The following is an 18880-nucleotide window of genomic DNA, read 5'->3' as shown; positions in this document are numbered from 1 at the left end:
TGGGGGAGTAAATCAACGACGAGGCGGTTTCAAGCTGGGAGAAGCCGATGATAGAGACAGCCGAGGCCGTCGAAACGGCTGAGGACCTCAAGTCAGTCGAACCGCGAACGCCCCCGGCTGACGATCAGGACGTGCCGGAACGGGTCGGCCCGGTGTTGGGGGAGAAGTGGATCCCGCGTGACCCACATTGCCTGGCCTCGGTTCGCCGGTTCGTACGGGACGTGGCCGCCGACTGGGCCGCAGCCGAGGACATTCCGGAGATCGCCGAGCTCCTGGCCTCGGAACTCGTCACGAACGCGATCACCCACGGTTCGGTGGGCGTTCCCGAGACGAGCACCGTGCGGGTGACGGTCAGCCGGGACCGTGATCTGCTCGTGGTCGACGTACACGACTCGTGTAGCGCGCTGCCCCGGCCCCGCCAGGCCGGCGATTACGACCTGCGCGGCCGGGGGCTCGCCATCGTCCAGATGTTCTCCCACCGCTGGGGCTGGGAGCTCACTCCGTACGGAAAGTCCGTCTGGTTCCAACTCCTCGCCTGGCGGTGATCCGCCGCCGGCGTGTCCGTACACCGGGTGTTCGGTCGAGACCCGACCCAGCGACGGCACGATCGGCTTCCCTTGCCCGTACTCCTCGGTGAGCACGAATCGAAGATCCGGGACCGAACCACGGGCTATGCCCAGGGGTGGGTCTGGAGTTGGGAAAATCGACCGTCCTTTCCGTGTGGTCCGTCCTAGCATCGGCACCCTGATGTGCGAAGAAGGGGGCCGCAGCACATGAATCAGGAGAAGTTCCGTCGTCTTGCCCGGTGGCGGTTGCCGTCCGGTGTGTACAACCCCGTTGTGACGGCCGACGGACGCAGGTGGCGTGATTACGAGCGGGCCGCCGAGGCTCAGGCTCCGCCGCCGGAGCCGCTTGCCGAGCGCGGACTCAAGGAGCACGGGCTGAAGGAACACGGACTCAAGGAACACGGGCCGAAGGAGCGCCGCCTGGAGGGTCGGATCGCCGCCCTGTTGAACGGCACCGCCAACGGTTCGACGGGCCCGAACGACCCGATCAGCCTGAACGGCAAGAACGGTCTGAACGGCAAGAACGGTTTCACCTACGGTTTCCTCGGTACGGACGGTACGGCGGGTCCGCGGTTCGGCGACCTGTTCGTACGGAAGATCAAGACGGTCCACGCGGCGGCCGATGCCATCTCCCGGAGCGAACCGGGAGGAGCCGCCGAGAACTGGACCGCGGATCGGGCCGGCGAGCTCGCCGACGAGACCACTGATGAGACCACTGATGGGACCACGGACGGGACCGTCGATGGGACCACCGGCGAGTCGGCCGAGGGGGCGGACGACGCTGTCGGTGCGGAGATGAACGGGGCGGAAGACGCGGCGGAACCGGACGGCACGGCCGTCATTCCGGGGACGGAGGTCATCGTGTCTCCGGCCGTGACCCCGGGGCTTCCATTGAACACAGGGCTTCCGATGAACACGGCGTACCCGGGCAACGTTGGGCTTCTGGGAAACACGGCGCTTCCGATGATCACAGAGCCCCCTGAGTGTGACTGGCTCGACCGTCCGGGCCGTCCGCCGAGGTTGGAGGAGACCAGGCCGTACGGCAGGACCGGCGGGCTGGCTGCGCCGGATCCGCGGGCGCAGGCGTGTCTGGCTCAGGCGGTATGCGAACGCTTTCCCGACCCGCGCGGCATGTGGATCAGGCTGATCAACGCGGAGGGACCCTCGGAGGACCCGTTCAGGGCCACCAACGCGCTCGACTGCTCACTCGCGGTGATCTCGACCTGGCATGGCGAGCCCGTCGTGGCGGCGCGCCGGCATCCGGAGTACGACGTGCTCGGCAGGCCGCTTCCGACCGGGGAGACCGGGGGCGTGGCCCGGGCGGAGGAATGGCTGGGCCACCGGTTCGAGTACGTGGGGCATGGTCGCCGCGCCTACGTCGCGATCGCCCAGCGGTTGATCTTCGGCGGCCACGGCGCCTCCGCCGTGCTCATCACCCGGTGGCCCACGGGCGGCAGCCACGCCTGGAACGCCGTCAACTGGCGGGGTGAGGTGCTCTGGATCGACGCCCAGCGGGGTCACATGGCGGTCGAGCCGCCGTACGAGGAGGTGACCGGCGTGTTCAGCGTGGTCATCGACCGGCACGGGCAGCACCTCTGATCGGCACTTCTGATCGGCACTTCTGATCAGCACCATTGATCGGCGCCGGGGATCTGTGGCCTCGGGGCCGCTGCTCGCCCCCGAGGCGCACCTCGCGGAAATCCGACTCGACAAGGAATTCCGCGAGGCGCACCGGTGAGCAGCGGCCCGTGCGTGCGCGGCGGCGTCAGGTGGCCGCCAGCGACCCCACGATCGAGGCCCGGGCCGCCCGCCGGGCGGGCAGCAGCGCCGCGATCACTCCGGCCAGTCCGGAAGCCGCGATGAAGATCAGAATCTCGGCCACCGGGAGCTGGAAGGACACGTTGTTCGAGAACGTCTGCGTGGCGGCCCAGCCGAACACGATGCCGAGGACGACGCCGACGAGTGCGCCCACGAGCCCAAGGACCAGGGCCTCGGTCGCGATCATGCGTCGAAGCTGTGGGCGGGTCAGCCCGAGGGCGCGAAGCAGCGCGGACTCCCGTGTGCGTTCGTGCACCGACAGCGACAGCGTGTTGGCGATCCCCAGCAGCGAGATGACGATGGCGAGCCCCAACAGGCCGGTCACGACCAGCAGCACCATGTTCATCGCGTCGTCGAACTGACTGCGGATCTCGGTCGTACTGCCGACCTGGACCGCCGGGTAGGGACGAGTGGCGTCGTCGAGAGCCTTGCGCGCCCGGTCGGCCGACACCCCCTCGGCGGCGTTGGCCATGATGGCGCGGTTGAACACCTTCGTGAAGGAGCGATTGAAGGTCTCCTCAGGGATCGTCACCATCGGCAGCATGGAAACGTCCGACTTCACCACCGCGATCACCTTGAGCCGGATGTCGTCTCCCCCGCCCGGCCTGACCGTGACCATGTCGCCGACCTTGAGACCGAGGTCCTTGGCGATGGAGTCGCCCACAGCGACCTCACCCGGGCCGAATCCGTCCATCGAACCCGACGACGTCTCCGGCTTGACCGTGGTGCCGATCGCCGACCGTGTCACCGTGCCGACCTGCCGCTTCTGTCCGTTCACCGTGGCCTCGGCCTCCTGGATCTCGGTGACGCCGGTGAGCTCGGGGCGGGCGCGCAGCGCGTCCACCGCGGCACGCGGCACCTCACCCGTCTGCGCCGAGACGAGATAGTCCACCGGGAACTGCCGGTCGAGCTCCGCGCTCACCGTCGCCCGGACGGTGGCGGTCATCACGGACATGGACGTCATCAGCGTGACGCCGATGGTGAGCGCGATCGTCGTGGTCGCCGCACGCTTGGGGTTGCGCCGAGCGTTGGTGACGGCCAGCCGTCCCGGCACGCCGAAAAGCCGCGCCGGCAGCCAACCCGCCAGCCCGCTCAGCGGCTTGACGATCACCGGGCCCAGGATGAGCACCGCGAAGAAGACCAGCACGCCGCCGCCCATGGCCATCATCAGCCCGGCCTCGCCCGGCTTCAGGCTCACGGCCGCTGCGGTCACTGCGATGCCGGCCAGTGCGAACAGGCCGGCGAAGACCACCCGGGCCACCCCGGTGCGGAAGGTCTGCTCCTCGACCTGGGTGCGCAGCGCCGCGATCGGGGCGACCCTGGTCGCATGGCGGGCCGGCAGCAGCGCCGCCGCCACGGTGACGGCGAGTCCGGTCACGAGCCCGACGGCGATCGTCTGGGGGGTCAGGCCGACAGTGCCCGTGGGGATGCCGGCGTCGACACCGCGCAGCAGGGCCACCGCGGCCGCGCCGAGGCCGAGACCGGCCAGCAGCCCGAGGACGGACGACAGCAGCCCGACGACGACCGACTCCAGCACGATCGACCCGAACACCTGGCGCCGGGTCGCGCCGATGCAGCGCAGCAACGCCATCTCACGTGTCCGCTGGGCCACCAGGATGTTGAACGTGTTGTAAATCACCAGTCCGGCGACGAGCAGCGCGATCACGCCGAACAGCAGCAGGCCCATCTTCAGGAAGGCGGTGTCGGCGCCGTTGCGCTCGGCGAGGTCCCGAGCGCGTTCCTGGCCCGTCTGGACGATCGTGCCGGTGCCGACGGCCTCCTCGACGGTCGTACGGAGACTCTCGGGGGAGGGTCCTGCGGTGACGACGTCGATCTCGCGGAAGCCCTTCGCGCCGGTGATCCGCAGGGCGTCCGCCGAGGTGAAGCCGACCGCTCCGCGGTAGGCGATGGTCTGGTCGACGCCCGGGTCGAAGACGCCGACGAGATGGAAGTCGTGCCGGTCGTTGTCGTGGCCGAGCACCGAGATCGTGTCGCCCGGCTCGAATCCCTGGGCCTTGGCGGTGTTCTTGTCCAGTACGGCCTGGCCGTCGGCAGCGGGGGCCCGGCCGGTCGTGACGTTGAGCCGGTTCGCCGGAATGGACACCCCGGAGGTTGGGACGTCGCCGACGGTCTTGCCGTCCTTGCCGATCAGCGGGGCGTCGCCGCTGATCACCGGCTGTGCGTCCCGTACGCCCGGGACGGCCCTGACCTTGTCGAGCGTCTCCCGGGGCAACTGGTCGGCATCCCGCGGGAGCACGACCACGTCGACCTTGGCGGCGTCGGCGGCGAACGCCCGGTTGAAGCCGGCGTCGATGGTATCGGTCAGCACGAACGTGCCGGCGATGAAGCCCACCCCCAGCGTGATCGCCAGGGAGGTGAGCAGCAGGCGCAGTTTGTGCGCGAACAGACCGGCGAGGGTGGTCTTGAACACGGCTCAGGCCTCCAGCGCCATCAGCGTGTCGAGGACCCGCTGCGGCGTCGGATTGGTCAGCTCACTGACCAGCAGTCCGTCACGGAGGAAGACCACCCGGTCGGCGTAGGACGCGGCAACCGGGTCGTGGGTCACCATCACGATCGTCTGGTCGAGTTCGCGGACGGACCGGCGCAGGAACGACAGCACCTCGGCGCCGCTGCGGGAGTCGAGGTTGCCGGTGGGCTCGTCCGCGAAGATCACTTGGGGTTTGCCGATCAGCGCCCGCGCCACGGCGACCCGCTGCTGCTGGCCGCCGGACAGCTCACCGGGCTTGTGCCTCAGCCGGTCCCGCAGGCCGACCGTGTCGATCACCTGGTCGAACAGCACCTGGTCGGCCTGCCGTCCCGCGATCTCCAACGGCAGCCGGATGTTCTGCTCGGCCGTCAGCGTCGGCAACAGGTTGAACGCCTGGAAGATGAACCCCACGCGCTCGCGCCGCAGCAGCGTGAGCTGCTTGTCGTTCAGCCCGGTGATCTCGACGTCGCCGATGGTGATCTGGCCGCCGGTCACCGAGTCGAGCCCGGCGAGGCAGTGCATGAGCGTGGACTTGCCCGATCCGGACGGCCCCATGATGGCCGTGAACGCCTTGGTGGCGAAGCCGACGTCGATCCCCCGCAGCGCATGCACCGCCGCGTCGCCCTCGCCGTAAACCTTGGTCAGTCCTCTCGCTGTGACGGCGGTACGGACCTCGGTGGTTGTTGTTGTGGTCATGCCGACCACGCTATGACCGGGATCTTTCCGTTCCCTCAGCCTGTGGAACGGACCTGAGTAGCGCTACTCCGGTGATCGGTGTGCCTTATGTGCGACTTGTGATGTAGTCCGGCCTCAGCCGCCGGCATGATCTGGCCGGCGGTGTCTCCTCCGCCGACCTCCGGCCGACGTGTCTGACCGCCGGCCTCCGGCCGACGTGTCTAACTGCCGGCCTCCGGCCGGACCAGTCCCGTTTCGTAGGCGTAGACGACGGCCTGGGCACGGTCGCGCAGGTTCAGCTTGGCGAGCACCCGGCCGAGGTGGGTCTTCACGGTCGCCTCCGCGAGATGCAGCAGCCCGGCGATCTCCGTGTTCGACAACCCCCGGGCCACGTGGAGGAGGACCTCACGCTCGCGTGCGGTCAGCACGTCCGCGTCCCGCCTCGCCCTGGCATCCCCGTCAGGGAGGTGCGTGGCGAAGCGGTCGAGCAGCCGGCGCGTCGTGCTGGGGGCGACCACCGCGTCACCGGAGTGGACCGAGTGGATCGCGCTGATCAGCTCGGGGGGCGGCACGTCCTTGAGCAGGAAGCCCGAGGCACCCGCCTTTATGGCCGCGAACGCGTACTCGTCGAGGTCGAAGGTGGTCAGGATGAGCACCTTCGGACCGTCAGGCGCCGCGCAGATGCGACGGGCCGCCTCGACGCCGTCCATCCGCGGCATGCGGACGTCCATCAGCACCACGTCGGCCTCGACCGTACCCTCGCCTGTGCCCTCGCCCACGCCCTTGAGCGCCTCCACCGCCGCCTGCCCGTCCGGCGCCTCGCCGACGACCTCGATGTCCGGCTGGGCGCCCAGGACCATCCGGAACCCGGCCCGTACCAGCTCCTGGTCGTCGACCAGCATCACGCGAATCATCGTGTCCGTTCCCGTTCCCGTTCTCTCACACCGGCACGCCGAGCGGGATCCGCGCGACGACCTGGAATCCGCCGCCCGCGTGGGGGCCCGCCTCGACGCTCCCGCCGTACATCGAGGCCCGCTCTCGCATGCCGATAAGCCCGTGGCCGCCCTCGGCATGGACGGCCGCCGCGCCCCGGCCGTCGTCGACGATCCGCAGCACGGCGTCGCCCGGGCCGTACGCGATCTCGACCCTGGCCCGGACGGCGGGGCCGCCGTGCTTGAGGGTATTGGTCAGCGCCTCCTGGACGATCCGATAGATCGCCAGCTGCTCGCCCTCGGGGAGGTCGCGCGGCGTGCCCGACACGGCGAGTTCGACCGGCAGCCCGGAGTCGCGGACGTGCCGGACCAGCTCCTCGATTTGGGCGACGCCCGGCTGTGGCGCGTACTCCTCCGCCGGGCTCCCGGCGTTCTGCCTGAGCACGCCCACCAGCCGCCGCATCTCCGCCAGCGCCTGCCGTCCGGTCCCGGAGATGGTCCGCAGCGCGTGCCGGGTCTGCTCGGGGTCGCTGTCGAGCGCGTACGCCGCGCCGTCGGCCTGCACGACCATCACGCTGACGTTGTGCGCGACGACGTCGTGCAGTTCCCGGGCGATGCGGGCGCGCTCGGCGGCGGCCGCGATGCGTGCCTGCTGGTCCCGCTCCCGTTCGGCCCGTTCGGCCCGCTCCAACAGGCTGTCGATGTAGCGTCGCCGCATGTTCGTGTAGATGCCGGTGATCCAGATGGTGACCACGAACACCGACGTGGTCAGGAACGGCTGGATCACATGGCCGCCGCCCCACCTGATCATGGCGAGCAGCAGGCCGAACTCGGTGACCACGCCCGCGGCGATGCCCCAGGCGGTCGTGCACCTGGCGGCGACGCCGTACATCGCGACCAGGACGGACAGGTTCGCCGGCGTGATGTCGACGTTGGCCAGCCACTGGCCGAAGCAGACGAGGGCGACGACCGCGAACACCTCGCGGGGACGGCTCCGCCGCCAGATCAGCGGAATCAGCAGGGCGAGGGTCAGCAGCAGAAGACCGGGGACGCCGATGTGGGTGACATCCGTCGGAGCGGTATTGGTGTAGAACCTCAGGGTGAACAGGGAGATCAGCCACAGTGGTGAGACCGTGAGGACGTCCACCAGCTTCGAGTGGCGCCGACCCCACGCACGCAATCTGCCGAACACGGTTCAACTGTACGTATCGGCTGCTCAGTCACGGGTCCCCCTGCAGACGGATCCCCGTCTACGACTCAGGTCGCAGCGTTACGACCGCATAGGGGTCGGAGCCGACCTGTCCGCGGGCGGTCGCCCATGTCCGATCATGATCGCGGCGTGATCGCGCCCATGTTCGCCGCGAACGTGGTCCGGCGCGCCGACCATGTCCGTGCCGGCCGCGCCGAACCCGAAACGCTCTCATTTCCCGGTCTTTTCCGAGAAGTGGAGTGGGGTCGACGAGATTCGAACTCGCACTTTACGGCACCTAAAGCCGTTGCCTCATGCCAATTGGGCTACGACCCCTTTTCCTTTGCCCGCGAAATTCTCTGTTCGAGAACGACGGTTCGGGCAGAGAAACCGAAGGTTTTCTTTTCTGTTGTCACGCCGGTCGCCGTTGATGTGGTCGATGTGCAACGTCAGCGGCTGACCGAGCCAAGCGCCATCCATCCTACAACCTGCGCAGCGGTAGGGAACCCCGACCTTCTCCAAGGCTCCTCGGAGCTTGGTGGGCTTCTGGCGGCCGGATCCGGGTGGCATCACGACGAGGACTTTTTCGGCAGGCCGTCGCGACAGGCGTCGACCTCGGGTGTGCGCCTGCCCGAGTAAGCGGGACGTGTCGATGCCGAAGTGCTTGAGTCGACGGCCGATGCGGGCGTGGTCGCCGCCTGCCATGGAGAGCCCCAGGTGGCGCAGCACATCGGCGATGCCGATCGAATTCGCCGCCTCGGTGAGGAGTTTCCGGATGTACCTGGAATTGGTCATGCCGCGACTTTAACGAGCGGCACTGACAATTTCGGGTCGGGCGCATTTTGGGTGGGGCGCATTTTGGGTGGGGCGCATTATGGGGGCAAGTCAGGAAATGGCGAGGTCCTTCATAAGGCGGGCGACGTGGCCGGTGGCCTTCACGTTGTAGAGGGCCTTCTCCACCTTGCCGTCGGCGTCGATGACGAAAGTCGAGCGGATGACGCCCATGATCTTCTTGCCGTAGTTCAGCTTCTCGCCGTATGCGCCGTACGCCTTGTGCACGTCGAGCTCCGGGTCCGACAGCAGCGGGAAGGTGAGCGCGTCGCGCTCGCGGAACTGCTGCAGCTTGGCGGGCTTGTCCTTGGAGACGCCGAGCACGACGAGGTCCTCGCCCGCCAGCGCGTCGAGGTTGTCGCGGAAGTCGCAGGCCTGCTTCGTGCAGCCGGGGGTCATCGCCGCCGGGTAGAAGTACAGGATGACCCGCCTGCCGCGGAACGACTCCAGCGAGACGTCGTTCCCGTCGGCGTCGGGGAGGGTGAAGTCCGGCGCGGCGTCGCCGGTCTCGAGCTTGCTCATCGTGGCCTCCTTCGGGGAACCGCGTCTGACCCAAGCTACCGGTTCCGCCGCCGCGCGCGGCGCGTACCGGACCTGGCAGACTGATCGCATACGAATACCACAGGAGGGGGGATCGCATGGCGGAAACCGATCCCGATGCGCTGGAGCGGCAGATCGAGCGCACCCGGGCGGAACTGGCGCGTACGGTGGACGCCATCGCCGACCGGGTGAGCCCGAAGCGGGTGGCGGAACGGAGCGTGACCAAGGCGAAGTCCGGCGCCAGGCAGTTCGTGACGTCACTCGAAGACGCTCTGCGCGGTCATCCCAGCAGATTCACCACCTACGCCCCGGTCGAGGAGGACGGACCGCCCGCCAGGAGCGTGGGTCCCCTGCTCATCGGCATCGGCGCCGTGGTGGCGATCGGTGCGGCGGTCGTGCTGCTGCGCCGCCGCACGCGCTGAGCCCGACAGAACGAGCTAACCAGAACGAGCTGCTCAGAACGAGCCGGCCAGAACGAGCTGTAAGAAGCAGTCCGACAGGACGAGCCGTACGGCAGGGAGCCGTACGGAACCGGCAGAACCGCACGAGCCGTACGGAACCGGCAGGACGGCACACGGGCGGGACGAAACTTCCGCGAGATCAGAGAAAGGTCTTGCCCTCACCGCGGTAGGTGGGGACCTCGCCGACGACCCGGTCCCCTTCGATCACGTGGAAGCTCGCGAACCGCTCGCTGAGCTCGCCGGCCTTCGCGTGCCGGAACCAGACGCGGTCGCCCACCCGCAGGTCGGCGGCGGCCTCGCCCAGGACCGGCGTCTGCACCTCGCCGGCGCCCTCGTCGGGGTCGTAGCGCAGCCCGGCCGGCAGGTACGGCTGGGGCAGCCGGGTGGGACCGGGTGGTCCCGAGGCGTGATAGCCCCCGCCGAGCAGGGTCGCGACGCGCGGACCGGGCCGGCGCACCACGGGCAGCGCGAACAGCGCGGCCGGACGGCCGGTGAAGTTCCGGTAGAAGTCGAACAGCCGGGGATGGAACAGCCCCGAACCCGCCGCCACCTCGGTGATCGCGCGTTCCCGCACCGTCTTCTCGATGCTTCCCGTGCCGCCGCCGTTGACGAACTCCAGCTCGGCGACCCGCCGTACGGCCCGCACGGTCCGGCCGCGCCGGGTCACCAGCTCCCGCTGCGATCTGCCCTGCATCCAGCGCACCAGGGCGCCGTACATCCCGGGAACGTCGTCGCCGACGCCGGCGATCTGCCCTTCGTACGACATCAGTCCGACCAGTCGCAGGCCGGGACGCTTGGCGATGTCGTCGGCGAGGGCCACGGCCTGCTCCGGAGAGCGTACGGGTGAGCGCAGCGCACCGGCCCGGAGTTTCCCGGCGAAGGCCACGAAGGCGGCGTCGATGTCGAGGCACACCCGGATCGGGTGGGTGAGGCCGTAAGCGCCGATGACTCCGTCGATCAGGTCGAGGTGCTCGGGGGAGTCGACCATCACGGTGATCTCGCGGGCGGCGCGCTCGTCGGAGCCGAGGGCGCGCAGGGCGTCGCGGTCCACCGTCGGATAGGCGACCAGCACGTCGCGCAGCCCGGTGGAGACCAGCCAGAGGGCCTCGGGCAGGGTGAACGCCATGATCCCGGAGAAACCGTCCATGGCGAGGACCCGTTCCAGGATCGGCCGGCAGCGGATCGACTTGCTGGCCACCCGGATCGGCTTGCCGTGCGCCCGCCGGACCATGTCCGCGGCGTTGGCCAGCAGGGCGTCCATGTCGAGAACGGCGAAGGGGGGCTCCAACGCGGCCGTGGCGGTGTCCAGGCGCTGCTTGTCCGCGTGTGGCCCTGCCGTGTCCCGCCTGTCCGTGTTCCGCCTGTCCGTGTTCCGCCTGTCCGTGTTCCGCCTGTCCGTGTCCTGCCAGGCTGTGTCCTGTCTGGCTGCGTGTCCGTCTGCGTGGTGTTCGTTCGGGCGTTCACGGCCGAGGCGCCGGGGGTCGTCCATGTCCGCAGCTTAGTACCGGTACGGCCGATTTTCATGAGCAAGGTTCATGTTATCTGTGATCCAGCCGACGGCCTCGGGCCCGGCCTCACCCTGTCCCTCCCCCCCACATCGAACTCCGGCTTCGTAAAGTCCGCGGCATCGATCTCCCAAGATCGCCCAGCTCGGCGGGTGAGGGGCGCGCCGGGGTCGAGCGGCGTTGTACCCAATTCATGAGCAGGTAAGAGAGAGGTGGGGGACAGGTGAGCGTGGTCCAAGACCTTGTCACGGGATTCCCGTACCGGGAGGCCGTCGGCTCCGGCTCTCCCGAGCGAGCACTGCGGCCGGCCCGCACGCCGGTGGGGATCATCGTGGCCGCCGTGCTCTCCCTGCTCGCCTGGGCGGGGCTCGCCGAGATCGTCGCCGCGATGGCGGGCTTCGCCGTACGGCCGTCGGCGCTGTGGCCGCGGATGGGCCACGTGCTGTCGGTGACCTTCGGCGATCCCGTCGTCCCGACGGTCGCGATGGTCATGATCGTCTGCGGGGCCGGGCTGGTGGCCCTCGCCGTGGTTCCCGGACGCCCCAGGCTGGTGCCACTGGAGACCGACGATCCGCTGCTCGCCATCGGCCTCACCCGCTCCGGACTGCGCCGCACGCTCGCCGCGGCGGCGTACGAAGCGGCGGACGACGGCTACGACCAGGGTCGTGCGCAGGTCCGAGACCAGGGCCGCGCGCAGGTTCATGACGATGGCCACGACCACGGCCTCGTCGGTGTCGAGCACGCCCGCGTGCGCGTCCTGCGCAGGCAGATCGAGGTCACGGTGGTCACCGACGCGGACCGGCCAGGAGAACTGCTCCGTGAGATCGGCGCCGCGGTCGGCGACCGGCTCTCCGGCCTCGGCGCTTACGGCCACCACGAAGTGGTCGTACGGCTGCGCGGGCGGAGGATGTGACGGTGCTCCCACATCTGGGGAACCGCGTCGGGATCGGCCTGGTGGGCCTGGCCCTGATCGGCGCGGGTGGCTATCTGATGTCCGTCCGGCTCGACCGTCCGGACGACCCGATCGTGGACCTCGGCTCGCTCACCGAGGGCAGGCCCTGGGTCTGGCCGCTGGCCGCCGGAGCCGCGCTGCTGCTCGCGCTGGCCGCGTCCCGCTGGCTCGCCTCCGCGCTCGGCTGGCGGCGCCGCGGGAGCCGTACCGGCTCTGGCGCCGCGATGCTGGGCGTCGCGCTGAAGGGCGTCGACGGCGTAGCCGACATCAAGGTCAGGCTCGTGGGCGAGCGCAGGATGCGGGTGTCGCTGTCGCTGCGGCCGGATGCCGACCTGCCCGAGGTGATCGACCGTCTCGACCGCACGGCGATCTCACGGGTTCGCGGCGCGGTGGCCCTGCCCGACCTTCCCGCCGTCGTCCGCCTACACGTGCGCCGGCGTTGAACCCCGAGAGCCCTGCCCACGAGAACCCTGCCCACGAGAACCCTGCCCACGAGAACCCTGCGTACGAGAACCCCGTGTACGGGAGCTCAGGGCGAGTCCGGCGGCGAGGCAGGCGAGGGGAACGACGGGCACCACATAGCGGTGATCGAAAGCCGCGATGAGCGGCGGCAGCATGAGCAACCCCATGGCGGCGGCCCACGGCAGCAGCGCGGCCCACCTCCGGGTCGGCACACAGACGAGCCCGATCAGCAGGATCAAGGCCAGCATCGGCCCGCGTACGAACCCGACCTGCTGGTAGGCGCGCAGCCAACCGGCGTACGGCTCCACGACGTGTGTCGCACCCGACGTGCGCTGATAAGCGCCGGTCAGCTCTGTCGCGGTGCGGCCGGCCGAGGCGACCTTGTCGCTGAACGGACGGACCTTCTCGGGGAAGACATAGGCGCTCTGCGGACCGGGAGAGGGATAGACCCGGCGGTCCCACTCGAACGCCCACAGCGCGTCGCTCAGCCCGGTGAGCAGGAAGTCGACCGGCTGACTGCGGATCACGAGCGAGGCGAACTCCCCGGCCAGACGCTCCCGGTCCTTGCCGGCACGCTGGAGCGGCGAGTCGGCGTCCCAGATGTAGGCCGGGGCGGCCTTCCGCGGCCCCGGCGGCGGGCACAGCACGGCGAGCTCCTTCGGCGGCCGCATGACCGAGCAGTCGGCGAACGTCATCGTCCGCGACCACAGCCAGGTGTTGCTGCCGCCCATGCCGTACGACCCGTGGACGCTGTGGTACCAGACGGCGTAGCCGCTCAGCACTGCGGAGGCGGCGGCCAGCCCGGCGAGGGCGGCCCGCCATCGCGCGCGCCCGGGGAACAGCACGAGCAGGGCGAGCAGCGCGAGCACGATCAGTGGCAGCCCGATGGTCCGGGTGATCGTGGCGAGTCCGAGCAGGAGCAGCGCGGTGACCGCCGCCCACAGTGGCGGGCGCGGCCACCACAGCAGCAGCGTCACCGCCGTCACGACCAGGGCCGTGAAGAGCAGGTCGGCCATGACGAGGTGCTCGAGCTGGATCTGGTGCGCGTCCAGCAGCACCGGCGCCGCCACCAGTGCGGCGCTCCGGCCCGACAGTGCCGTACGGCGCCGCAGCACGGCGTACACGCAGCCGGCGATGCCCAGACCGAGCAGGTGCTGGACGACCACGACGGCCGTGATGCTCTGCAGCGGGCCGAGCGCCCACAGGAACAGCGAGTAGCCCGACGGCCTGGACCGCAGGGGCTGCAGGTCCAGGGCCGAGCTGAGATAGGCGAACGAGTCGGCCCAGAACCACAGCGCCGGGCGGTAGCCGAGGACGGCCAGCCCGCGCAGTGCGACGCCCAGGACCAGCACCACCAGGAACGCCCGGTGTGCCCTCACCCGTGCACCCACCAGATGATCCTCCTCGTCACCGGGCTGTTATCGGGCGTGGCGGGGATCAGCACTCGATGACGTTGACGGCGAGCCCGCCGCGCGAGGTCTCCTTGTATTTGTCGAGCATGTCCCTGCCGGTGTCCCGCATGGTCTTGATGGCCTTGTCGAGCGCCACGAAGTGGCGGCCGTCGCCCCGCAGTGCGATCCGGGAGGCGGCGATCGCCTTGATGGAGGCTACCGCGTTGCGCTCGATGCACGGGATCTGCACCAGGCCGCCGATGGGATCGCAGGTGAGTCCGAGGTTGTGCTCGATGCCGATCTCCGCGGCGTTCTCCACCTGCTCGGGGGTGCCGCCCAGCACCTCGGTCAGACCGGCGGCGGCCATCGAGCACGCCGAGCCGACCTCTCCCTGGCAGCCGACCTCGGCCCCGGAGATGGAGGCGTTCTCCTTGAACAGCACGCCGATCGCCCCTGCGGTGAGCAGGAAGCGCACGATGCCGTCGTCGTTCGCACCGGGGACGAACTTCGTGTAGTACGACAGCACGGCGGGGACGATCCCGGCGGCGCCGTTGGTCGGCGCGGTGACGATGCGGCCGCCCGCCGCGTTCTCCTCGTTGACGGCCAGGGCGAACAGCGTCACCCAGTCCATCGCGCGCAGCGGGTCGGTGTCGCCTTCGCTGCGCAGCCTGCGGTAGAGCTGGTTGGCCCGGCGCCTGACCTTCAGCCCGCCCGGCAGCACGCCCTCGCGGCCGCAGCCACGTCGGACGCACTCGGCCATGACCGACCACAGGTGCAGCAGGCCCGCGCGGATCTCCTCCTGGGTACGGCCGAAGGCCTGCTCGTTCTCCAGCATCACCCCGGAGATCGAAAGGCCCGTGTCGGCGCACCGCTCCAGCAGCTCGTCCCCCGTCCTGAACGGGTGCGGCAGCACCGTGTCGTCGGGCTTTATCCGGTCGGCGCCCGTCGCGTTCTCGTCCACCACGAATCCGCCGCCGACGGAGTAGTAGACCTTCTCGCGCAGCACGGTGTCGTCGGCGAACGCGGTGAAGCGCATGCCGTTGGGGTGGTGCGGCAGCGACACCTTCCGCTCGAAGATCAGGTCCTCCCCGACCACGAACGGGATCTCGTGCGTGCCGTACACCCTGACCGTGCCGCTCGCCCGCATGGCGGCGAGCCTGTCCTCGACGGTGTCCACGTCGACGAGTTCGGGCTTGTCACCCGACAGGCCGAGCATGACCGCCTTGTCGCTGCCGTGACCCTTGCCGGTCAGTCCCAGCGAGCCGTACAGGATGGCCTCGACGCGGGTGACCTTCTCCAGCAGGCCGTCGCCGTGCAGGCCCCTGGCGAATTTGTGCGCCGCGGCCATCGGGCCGCCCGTGTGCGAGCTGGACGGCCCGATTCCCACCTTGAACAGGTCGAAGACACTGATCGCCATTGATCCTGTCCCTTGATCCGCTCTTCTTCCGGGGCCGTCGTCAGGACCCGCCCGAGATGAACGCGTTGTACTCGTCGGCGGTCAGCACCTCGTCCGGCTCGTGCTCGACGCGCACCCGGAACAGCCATCCCTCGCCGTACGGGTCGGAGTTGACCAGCGACGGGTCGTCCACGACTGCGGGGTTGGTCTCCACGATCTCGCCGTCGACCGGGCAGAAGATGTCGCTCACCGACTTGGTCGACTCGACCTCGCCCACCGCGTCACCGGCGGAGACGGTGGCCCCGACCTCAGGCACCTGCACGTAGACCACGTCACCGAGCTGTTCGGCCGCGTGCGCGGTGATGCCGACCGTCGCGGTCGAGCCCTCGTCCAGCCCGGCCACCCACTCGTGCTCCTTGGTGTAGCTCAGGGCCTCGGGAATGTTGGTCACTTGTTCCTCCTGTAAAAGGGCAGGTCGACGATGTCAACTGGTTCGTGGGAGCCGCGGATGTCCACGGCCAGATCGTTCCCGCTCTCGGTGGCGGCGCGGGAGACGTACGCCAGCGCGATGGGCCTGCCGAGTGAACGCGAGGGGGCGCCGCTGGTGACCTCGCCGACGACCTCGCCGCCCCGGACCACCGGATAGCCGTGGCGGGGCACGCGGCGGCCCCTCGCCACCAGCCCGACCAGCCGCCGGCTCGCGCCCGCCTCGTCCGTGCCCTCACTCTTGGCGATCTCGGCGAGGGCGGACCGCCCGACGAAGTCGCCGGGCTTGTCGAGCCGCACCACCCGGCCGAAACCCGCGTCGAACGGCGTCGTCTCGGTGGTCAGTTCGTTGCCGTAGAGCGGCATGCCGGCCTCCAGCCGCAGCGTGTCGCGGGCCGACAACCCCGCAGGCGCCAGGCCGAGCTCCTGGCCGGCCTCGCTCAGCGCGTGCCACAGCGATGCCGCGTCCTGGGGACGTACGAGCAACTCGAACCCGTCCTCGCCCGTGTAACCGGTCCTGGCGATCAGCGCGGGCACGCCGGAGACCGTCCCGGAGACGATCGAGTAGTACTTCATGCCGTCCAGGTCGGCGGTGGTGCCGGCCTCGGTCAGGCCGCGCAGGATCTCGGCGGCGCGGGGCCCCTGGATCGCGATCAACGCGTAGTCGCCGGACCGGTCCTCGACCACCGCATCGGACGCCGCCGCGCCGGACGACTCGGTATACCGAGCGGTGCGCTCGGTCAGTTCGCGTGCGACCAGGGTCGCGTTTGCGGCGTTCGCGACGACCAGGAACTCCTCGTCGCCGAGCCGGTAGACGATGAGGTCGTCGAGGATGCCGCCGGCCTCGTTCACCATCATCGTGTAGCGGGCCCGGCCCGGGCCGAGCGTGCTCAGATGGCCGACCAGGGCGTAGTCGAGAGCCTCACCCGCCCGCGGACCGGTGACGAAGATCTCGCCCATGTGGGACAGGTCGAACAGGCCTGCTGCCGTACGGACCGCGTCGTGCTCGGCCGACTCGCTGCCGTAACGCAGCGGCATCAGCCATCCGGCGAAGTCGGTCAGGGTCGCGCCGAGGCTCTCGTGGACCTCGCGCAATGGAGTGGATCGGGACATGATCGAACTCGCACCTCGGAAAGGACGGATGAGGGCATCCTCCCCCTCTGTCATCGGCGCCTGAGAGCTTCGTCCGTGTTTTGCCGGACTTTCACCTTCGGCGAGACCCCGATCCCTCGTGGTCCACTTTCCAGAGCACACCTGGCCCGTACGGTCCTTTGCCTTGAGAGGTTCGCGGGGAGGGCTTGCTCCTTCAGGGGCCCTGGCCGGCTGCCAGGACGCTCTCCCGCACGGGATCACCGGTGCACGGCAAGCCTAACCGCTCACCCCGGATCTCCATAACCGTTCGTCCACGCTTCTTTCCCTGCTTCCTCCCGCCCCTTGACTCCTGCGCCTCATCTCACGTACCTCGACTCCCGCGTGTCACCTCCGCGTCTCTCGCGTGTTACCTCCCGCTTACTGTCCGCGGCTTTCCCCCCCGCCGCCTGTCGCATGCCCATCTCCGGGTCCTGGGTGGTTAGAGCATGTGTCCGAGCCGAGCACGTTGGGGCGCGCCTTACCATCGGAAACCGGGGTCTTTGTATGGGTGACTGGTTCCACGAGCGTGTCGTCGATGTCCACCGACTGCCGCTGTTCTGCTTCTTCGTCGCGCTGATCGTCGCCTTCGTGTGCACGAGGATCAACGTGCGGCTGATCCGGGCGCGGGTCCGCTGGTTCGGCAACGTCAACGTGGGGGAGATGCACATCCACCACGTTGTGTTCGGCGTGATCCTCATGCTGCTCGGCGGGGTGGCAAGCCTCGTCCTGGCCGGCGTGTCGACGGCGTGGTATTCGTTCACGGCCGCCGTCTTCGGTGTCGGCGCCGCACTCGTGCTCGACGAGTTCGCGCTCATCCTGCACCTGCGCGACGTCTACTGGCAGGAGGAGGGCCGCACCTCGGTCGATGCGGTCTTCGTCGCGATCGCGGCCACCGGGCTGCTGCTGCTCGGTCTGCGCCCGCTCGCCTGGAGCGGGGCGGACGGAGCGCTGACGGGAGCCTGGCCGGCGGCGGCGTTCCTCGTCGTCAACCTCGTCTTCGCCGTCGTCACCCTGCTCAAGGGAAAGATCTGGAGCGGCCTGCTGGGACTGTTCGTCCCGCCGTTCGTCTACGTCGGCGCGGTACGGCTGGCCCGTCCCGGATCACCCTGGGCGCGCTGGTTCTACTCAGACGTGGCCAGGCGGCCCAAACCGAGGCGCATGGCGAAGGCCGTACACCGGGAGGAGCGCTGGCGGCGTCCCGTCATCCGAGCGAAGATCGCCGTCCAGGAGTTCGTCTCCGGCCGCCACGATCTGCCGTCGCCGCCCCGTGGCGTCCGCAGTGTGTGGATGTCGCCGGGCGCCGACGAGCGATCGCCGAATCCCGGCGGTGACCGCGCGTTCTAACGTGAGTAGTGCTCGACCTGATGTGAGCTCGACCTGATGTGAGCTCGACCTGATGTGAGCTCGGCCTGATGTGAGCTCGACCTGATGTGAGCTCGACCTAACGTGAGTAGTGCTCGACCACGAGCTGTTCGTCGACCGGCACCGCGATCTGCTCGCGCGAGGGGCGGGCGACGAGCGTGAAGCGCAGTTCCCTGTGGTCCACCGCGAGGTAGGCCGCCGGCTGCGCGTCGGCGTAGACGCCTTCCGCTGCCGCCACGAAGGGCTGCATCCCGCGTGACCTGGTACGGACGCCGACGACCTGTCCCGGCCGCACGAGATAGCTCGGTATGTCGACCTTGCGGCCGTCCACGATGATGTGGCCGTGGGCGACGTACTGCCTGGCGGCGTAGATCGACGGCGCGAACCCGGCCCGCAGGACGAGGGAGGCCAGGCGCGTCTCCAGGATCACCAGCAGTTCCGCACCGGAACGACCGGGCCGCCGCACCGCGAGATCCCAGTATCGGCGTAGTTGTCTCTCCGACACGTCGTAGTACCACCGCAGCTTCTGCTTCTCCAGCAGCCGGACACCGAAGTCGCCCGCCGTGCGCCGGTCGGTCTTCCGTCCGTGCTCGCCCGGAGGGTACGGCCGAGCCGCGAAGTGCTTCACCGCCTTGCGGGTCAGCGGCACCCCCGCCCGGCGTGAGAGTCGAACCTTCGGTCCCGTGTAGCGCATG

At 69.5% G+C, this 18880-nt stretch carries 18 protein-coding genes, 1 tRNA gene and 2 riboswitches; of the genes, 6 read left to right on the top strand and 13 right to left on the bottom strand.

Going from position 1 to position 18880, the window contains the following annotated elements; translation table 11 throughout:
- Positions 1–47: 47 nt before the first annotated feature.
- Together AP234_RS01905 and AP234_RS38335 are read left to right on the top strand one after the other, a co-directional pair.
- Positions 48–545: an ATP-binding protein gene (locus AP234_RS01905; RefSeq protein WP_055477745.1), complete on the top strand. Its 498-nt coding sequence runs from the start codon at positions 48–50 to the stop codon at positions 543–545.
- Positions 546–773: 228 nt separating this feature from the next.
- A complete protein-coding gene (locus AP234_RS38335; RefSeq protein ID WP_235557910.1) occupies positions 774–2165 on the top strand; it encodes a toxin glutamine deamidase domain-containing protein in 1392 nt (463 codons plus the stop codon).
- A 166-nt stretch (positions 2166–2331) separates the two neighbouring features.
- Here the strand turns inward: AP234_RS38335 and AP234_RS01895 are convergent, their stop codons facing one another.
- The 7 genes from AP234_RS01895 to bcp form a co-directional block, all read right to left on the bottom strand.
- On the bottom strand, positions 2332–4815 hold the full coding sequence (locus tag AP234_RS01895) for an FtsX-like permease family protein (protein WP_055477743.1): 2484 nt from the start codon (positions 4813–4815) through the stop codon (positions 2332–2334).
- A gap of 3 nt (positions 4816–4818) precedes the next feature.
- Positions 4819–5568 (bottom strand): ABC transporter ATP-binding protein, encoded by a 750-nt coding sequence (locus tag AP234_RS01890; RefSeq protein WP_055478197.1) that lies wholly within the window; start codon positions 5566–5568, stop codon positions 4819–4821.
- A 200-nt stretch (positions 5569–5768) separates the two neighbouring features.
- Positions 5769–6461 carry a response regulator gene (locus AP234_RS01885; RefSeq protein WP_055477742.1) on the bottom strand — a complete coding sequence of 231 codons (693 nt, stop codon included), beginning with the start codon at positions 6459–6461 and terminating at the stop codon, positions 5769–5771.
- Positions 6462–6486: 25 nt separating this feature from the next.
- A complete protein-coding gene (locus tag AP234_RS01880) occupies positions 6487–7671 on the bottom strand; it encodes a DUF7134 domain-containing protein (protein WP_055477741.1) in 1185 nt (394 codons plus the stop codon).
- Between the two features lie 258 nt (positions 7672–7929).
- Positions 7930–8004: transfer RNA gene (locus tag AP234_RS01875), tRNA-Leu, on the bottom strand.
- Positions 7981–8463 (bottom strand): HNH endonuclease, encoded by a 483-nt coding sequence (locus tag AP234_RS34530; protein ID WP_083501686.1) that lies wholly within the window; start codon positions 8461–8463, stop codon positions 7981–7983. The genes AP234_RS01875 and AP234_RS34530 overlap by 24 nt, the downstream gene beginning before the upstream one ends.
- A 90-nt stretch (positions 8464–8553) precedes the next feature.
- On the bottom strand, positions 8554–9021 hold the full coding sequence (bcp, locus tag AP234_RS01870; protein ID WP_055477740.1) for a thioredoxin-dependent thiol peroxidase: 468 nt from the start codon (positions 9019–9021) through the stop codon (positions 8554–8556).
- A gap of 116 nt (positions 9022–9137) precedes the next feature.
- Here bcp and AP234_RS01865 point away from each other — a divergent pair, with 116 nt between their 5' ends.
- Positions 9138–9461, top strand: a complete 324-nt coding sequence (locus AP234_RS01865; RefSeq protein WP_055477739.1) for a DUF3618 domain-containing protein — start codon at positions 9138–9140, stop codon at positions 9459–9461.
- Between the two features lie 178 nt (positions 9462–9639).
- On the opposite strand, the gene AP234_RS01860 is transcribed toward AP234_RS01865, so the two are convergent.
- Entirely contained in the window at positions 9640–10989 is a 1350-nt protein-coding gene (locus tag AP234_RS01860; RefSeq protein ID WP_083501685.1) for an amino acid deaminase/aldolase, read from the bottom strand.
- Between the two features lie 239 nt (positions 10990–11228).
- Between AP234_RS01860 and AP234_RS01855 the strand changes: the two genes are divergently transcribed.
- Positions 11229–11918, top strand: coding sequence for a DUF6286 domain-containing protein (locus AP234_RS01855; RefSeq protein WP_055477738.1), 690 nt, complete (start codon positions 11229–11231; stop codon positions 11916–11918).
- A gap of 2 nt (positions 11919–11920) precedes the next feature.
- On the top strand, positions 11921–12400 hold the full coding sequence (locus AP234_RS01850; protein WP_055477737.1) for a hypothetical protein: 480 nt from the start codon (positions 11921–11923) through the stop codon (positions 12398–12400).
- On the opposite strand, the gene AP234_RS01845 is transcribed toward AP234_RS01850, so the two are convergent.
- From AP234_RS01845 to gcvT, 4 genes are read right to left on the bottom strand one after another with little or no spacing between them, the layout of a single operon-like run.
- A complete protein-coding gene (locus AP234_RS01845; protein WP_200926188.1) occupies positions 12380–13810 on the bottom strand; it encodes a hypothetical protein in 1431 nt (476 codons plus the stop codon). The two genes, AP234_RS01850 and AP234_RS01845, sit on opposite strands and share 21 nt — an antisense overlap.
- Positions 13811–13856: 46 nt before the next feature.
- Positions 13857–15227, bottom strand: a complete 1371-nt coding sequence (locus tag AP234_RS01840) for an L-serine ammonia-lyase (RefSeq protein WP_055477736.1) — start codon at positions 15225–15227, stop codon at positions 13857–13859.
- Between the two features lie 40 nt (positions 15228–15267).
- Entirely contained in the window at positions 15268–15657 is a 390-nt protein-coding gene (gene gcvH / locus AP234_RS01835; protein WP_055477735.1) for a glycine cleavage system protein GcvH, read from the bottom strand.
- On the bottom strand, positions 15654–16805 hold the full coding sequence (gene gcvT / locus AP234_RS01830) for a glycine cleavage system aminomethyltransferase GcvT (protein WP_055477734.1): 1152 nt from the start codon (positions 16803–16805) through the stop codon (positions 15654–15656). The genes gcvH and gcvT overlap by 4 nt, the downstream gene beginning before the upstream one ends.
- 37 nt (positions 16806–16842) lie before the next feature.
- Positions 16843–16946, bottom strand: a riboswitch (glycine riboswitch).
- A riboswitch (glycine riboswitch) is annotated at positions 16947–17044 on the bottom strand.
- Positions 17045–17327: 283 nt separating this feature from the next.
- Here gcvT and AP234_RS01825 point away from each other — a divergent pair.
- On the top strand, positions 17328–18167 hold the full coding sequence (locus tag AP234_RS01825; RefSeq protein ID WP_235557909.1) for a hypothetical protein: 840 nt from the start codon (positions 17328–17330) through the stop codon (positions 18165–18167).
- Positions 18168–18264: 97 nt separating this feature from the next.
- On the opposite strand, the gene rpsD is transcribed toward AP234_RS01825, so the two are convergent.
- Positions 18265–18879 carry a 30S ribosomal protein S4 gene (rpsD, locus tag AP234_RS01820; RefSeq protein ID WP_055477733.1) on the bottom strand — a complete coding sequence of 205 codons (615 nt, stop codon included), beginning with the start codon at positions 18877–18879 and terminating at the stop codon, positions 18265–18267.
- Position 18880 lies beyond the last annotated feature (1 nt).

This window comes from Sphaerimonospora mesophila (genome assembly GCF_001417795.1).
Classification (GTDB): Bacteria; Actinomycetota; Actinomycetes; order Streptosporangiales; family Streptosporangiaceae; genus Sphaerimonospora; species Sphaerimonospora mesophila.
This window is presented reverse-complemented; position numbering and strand designations above follow the sequence as displayed.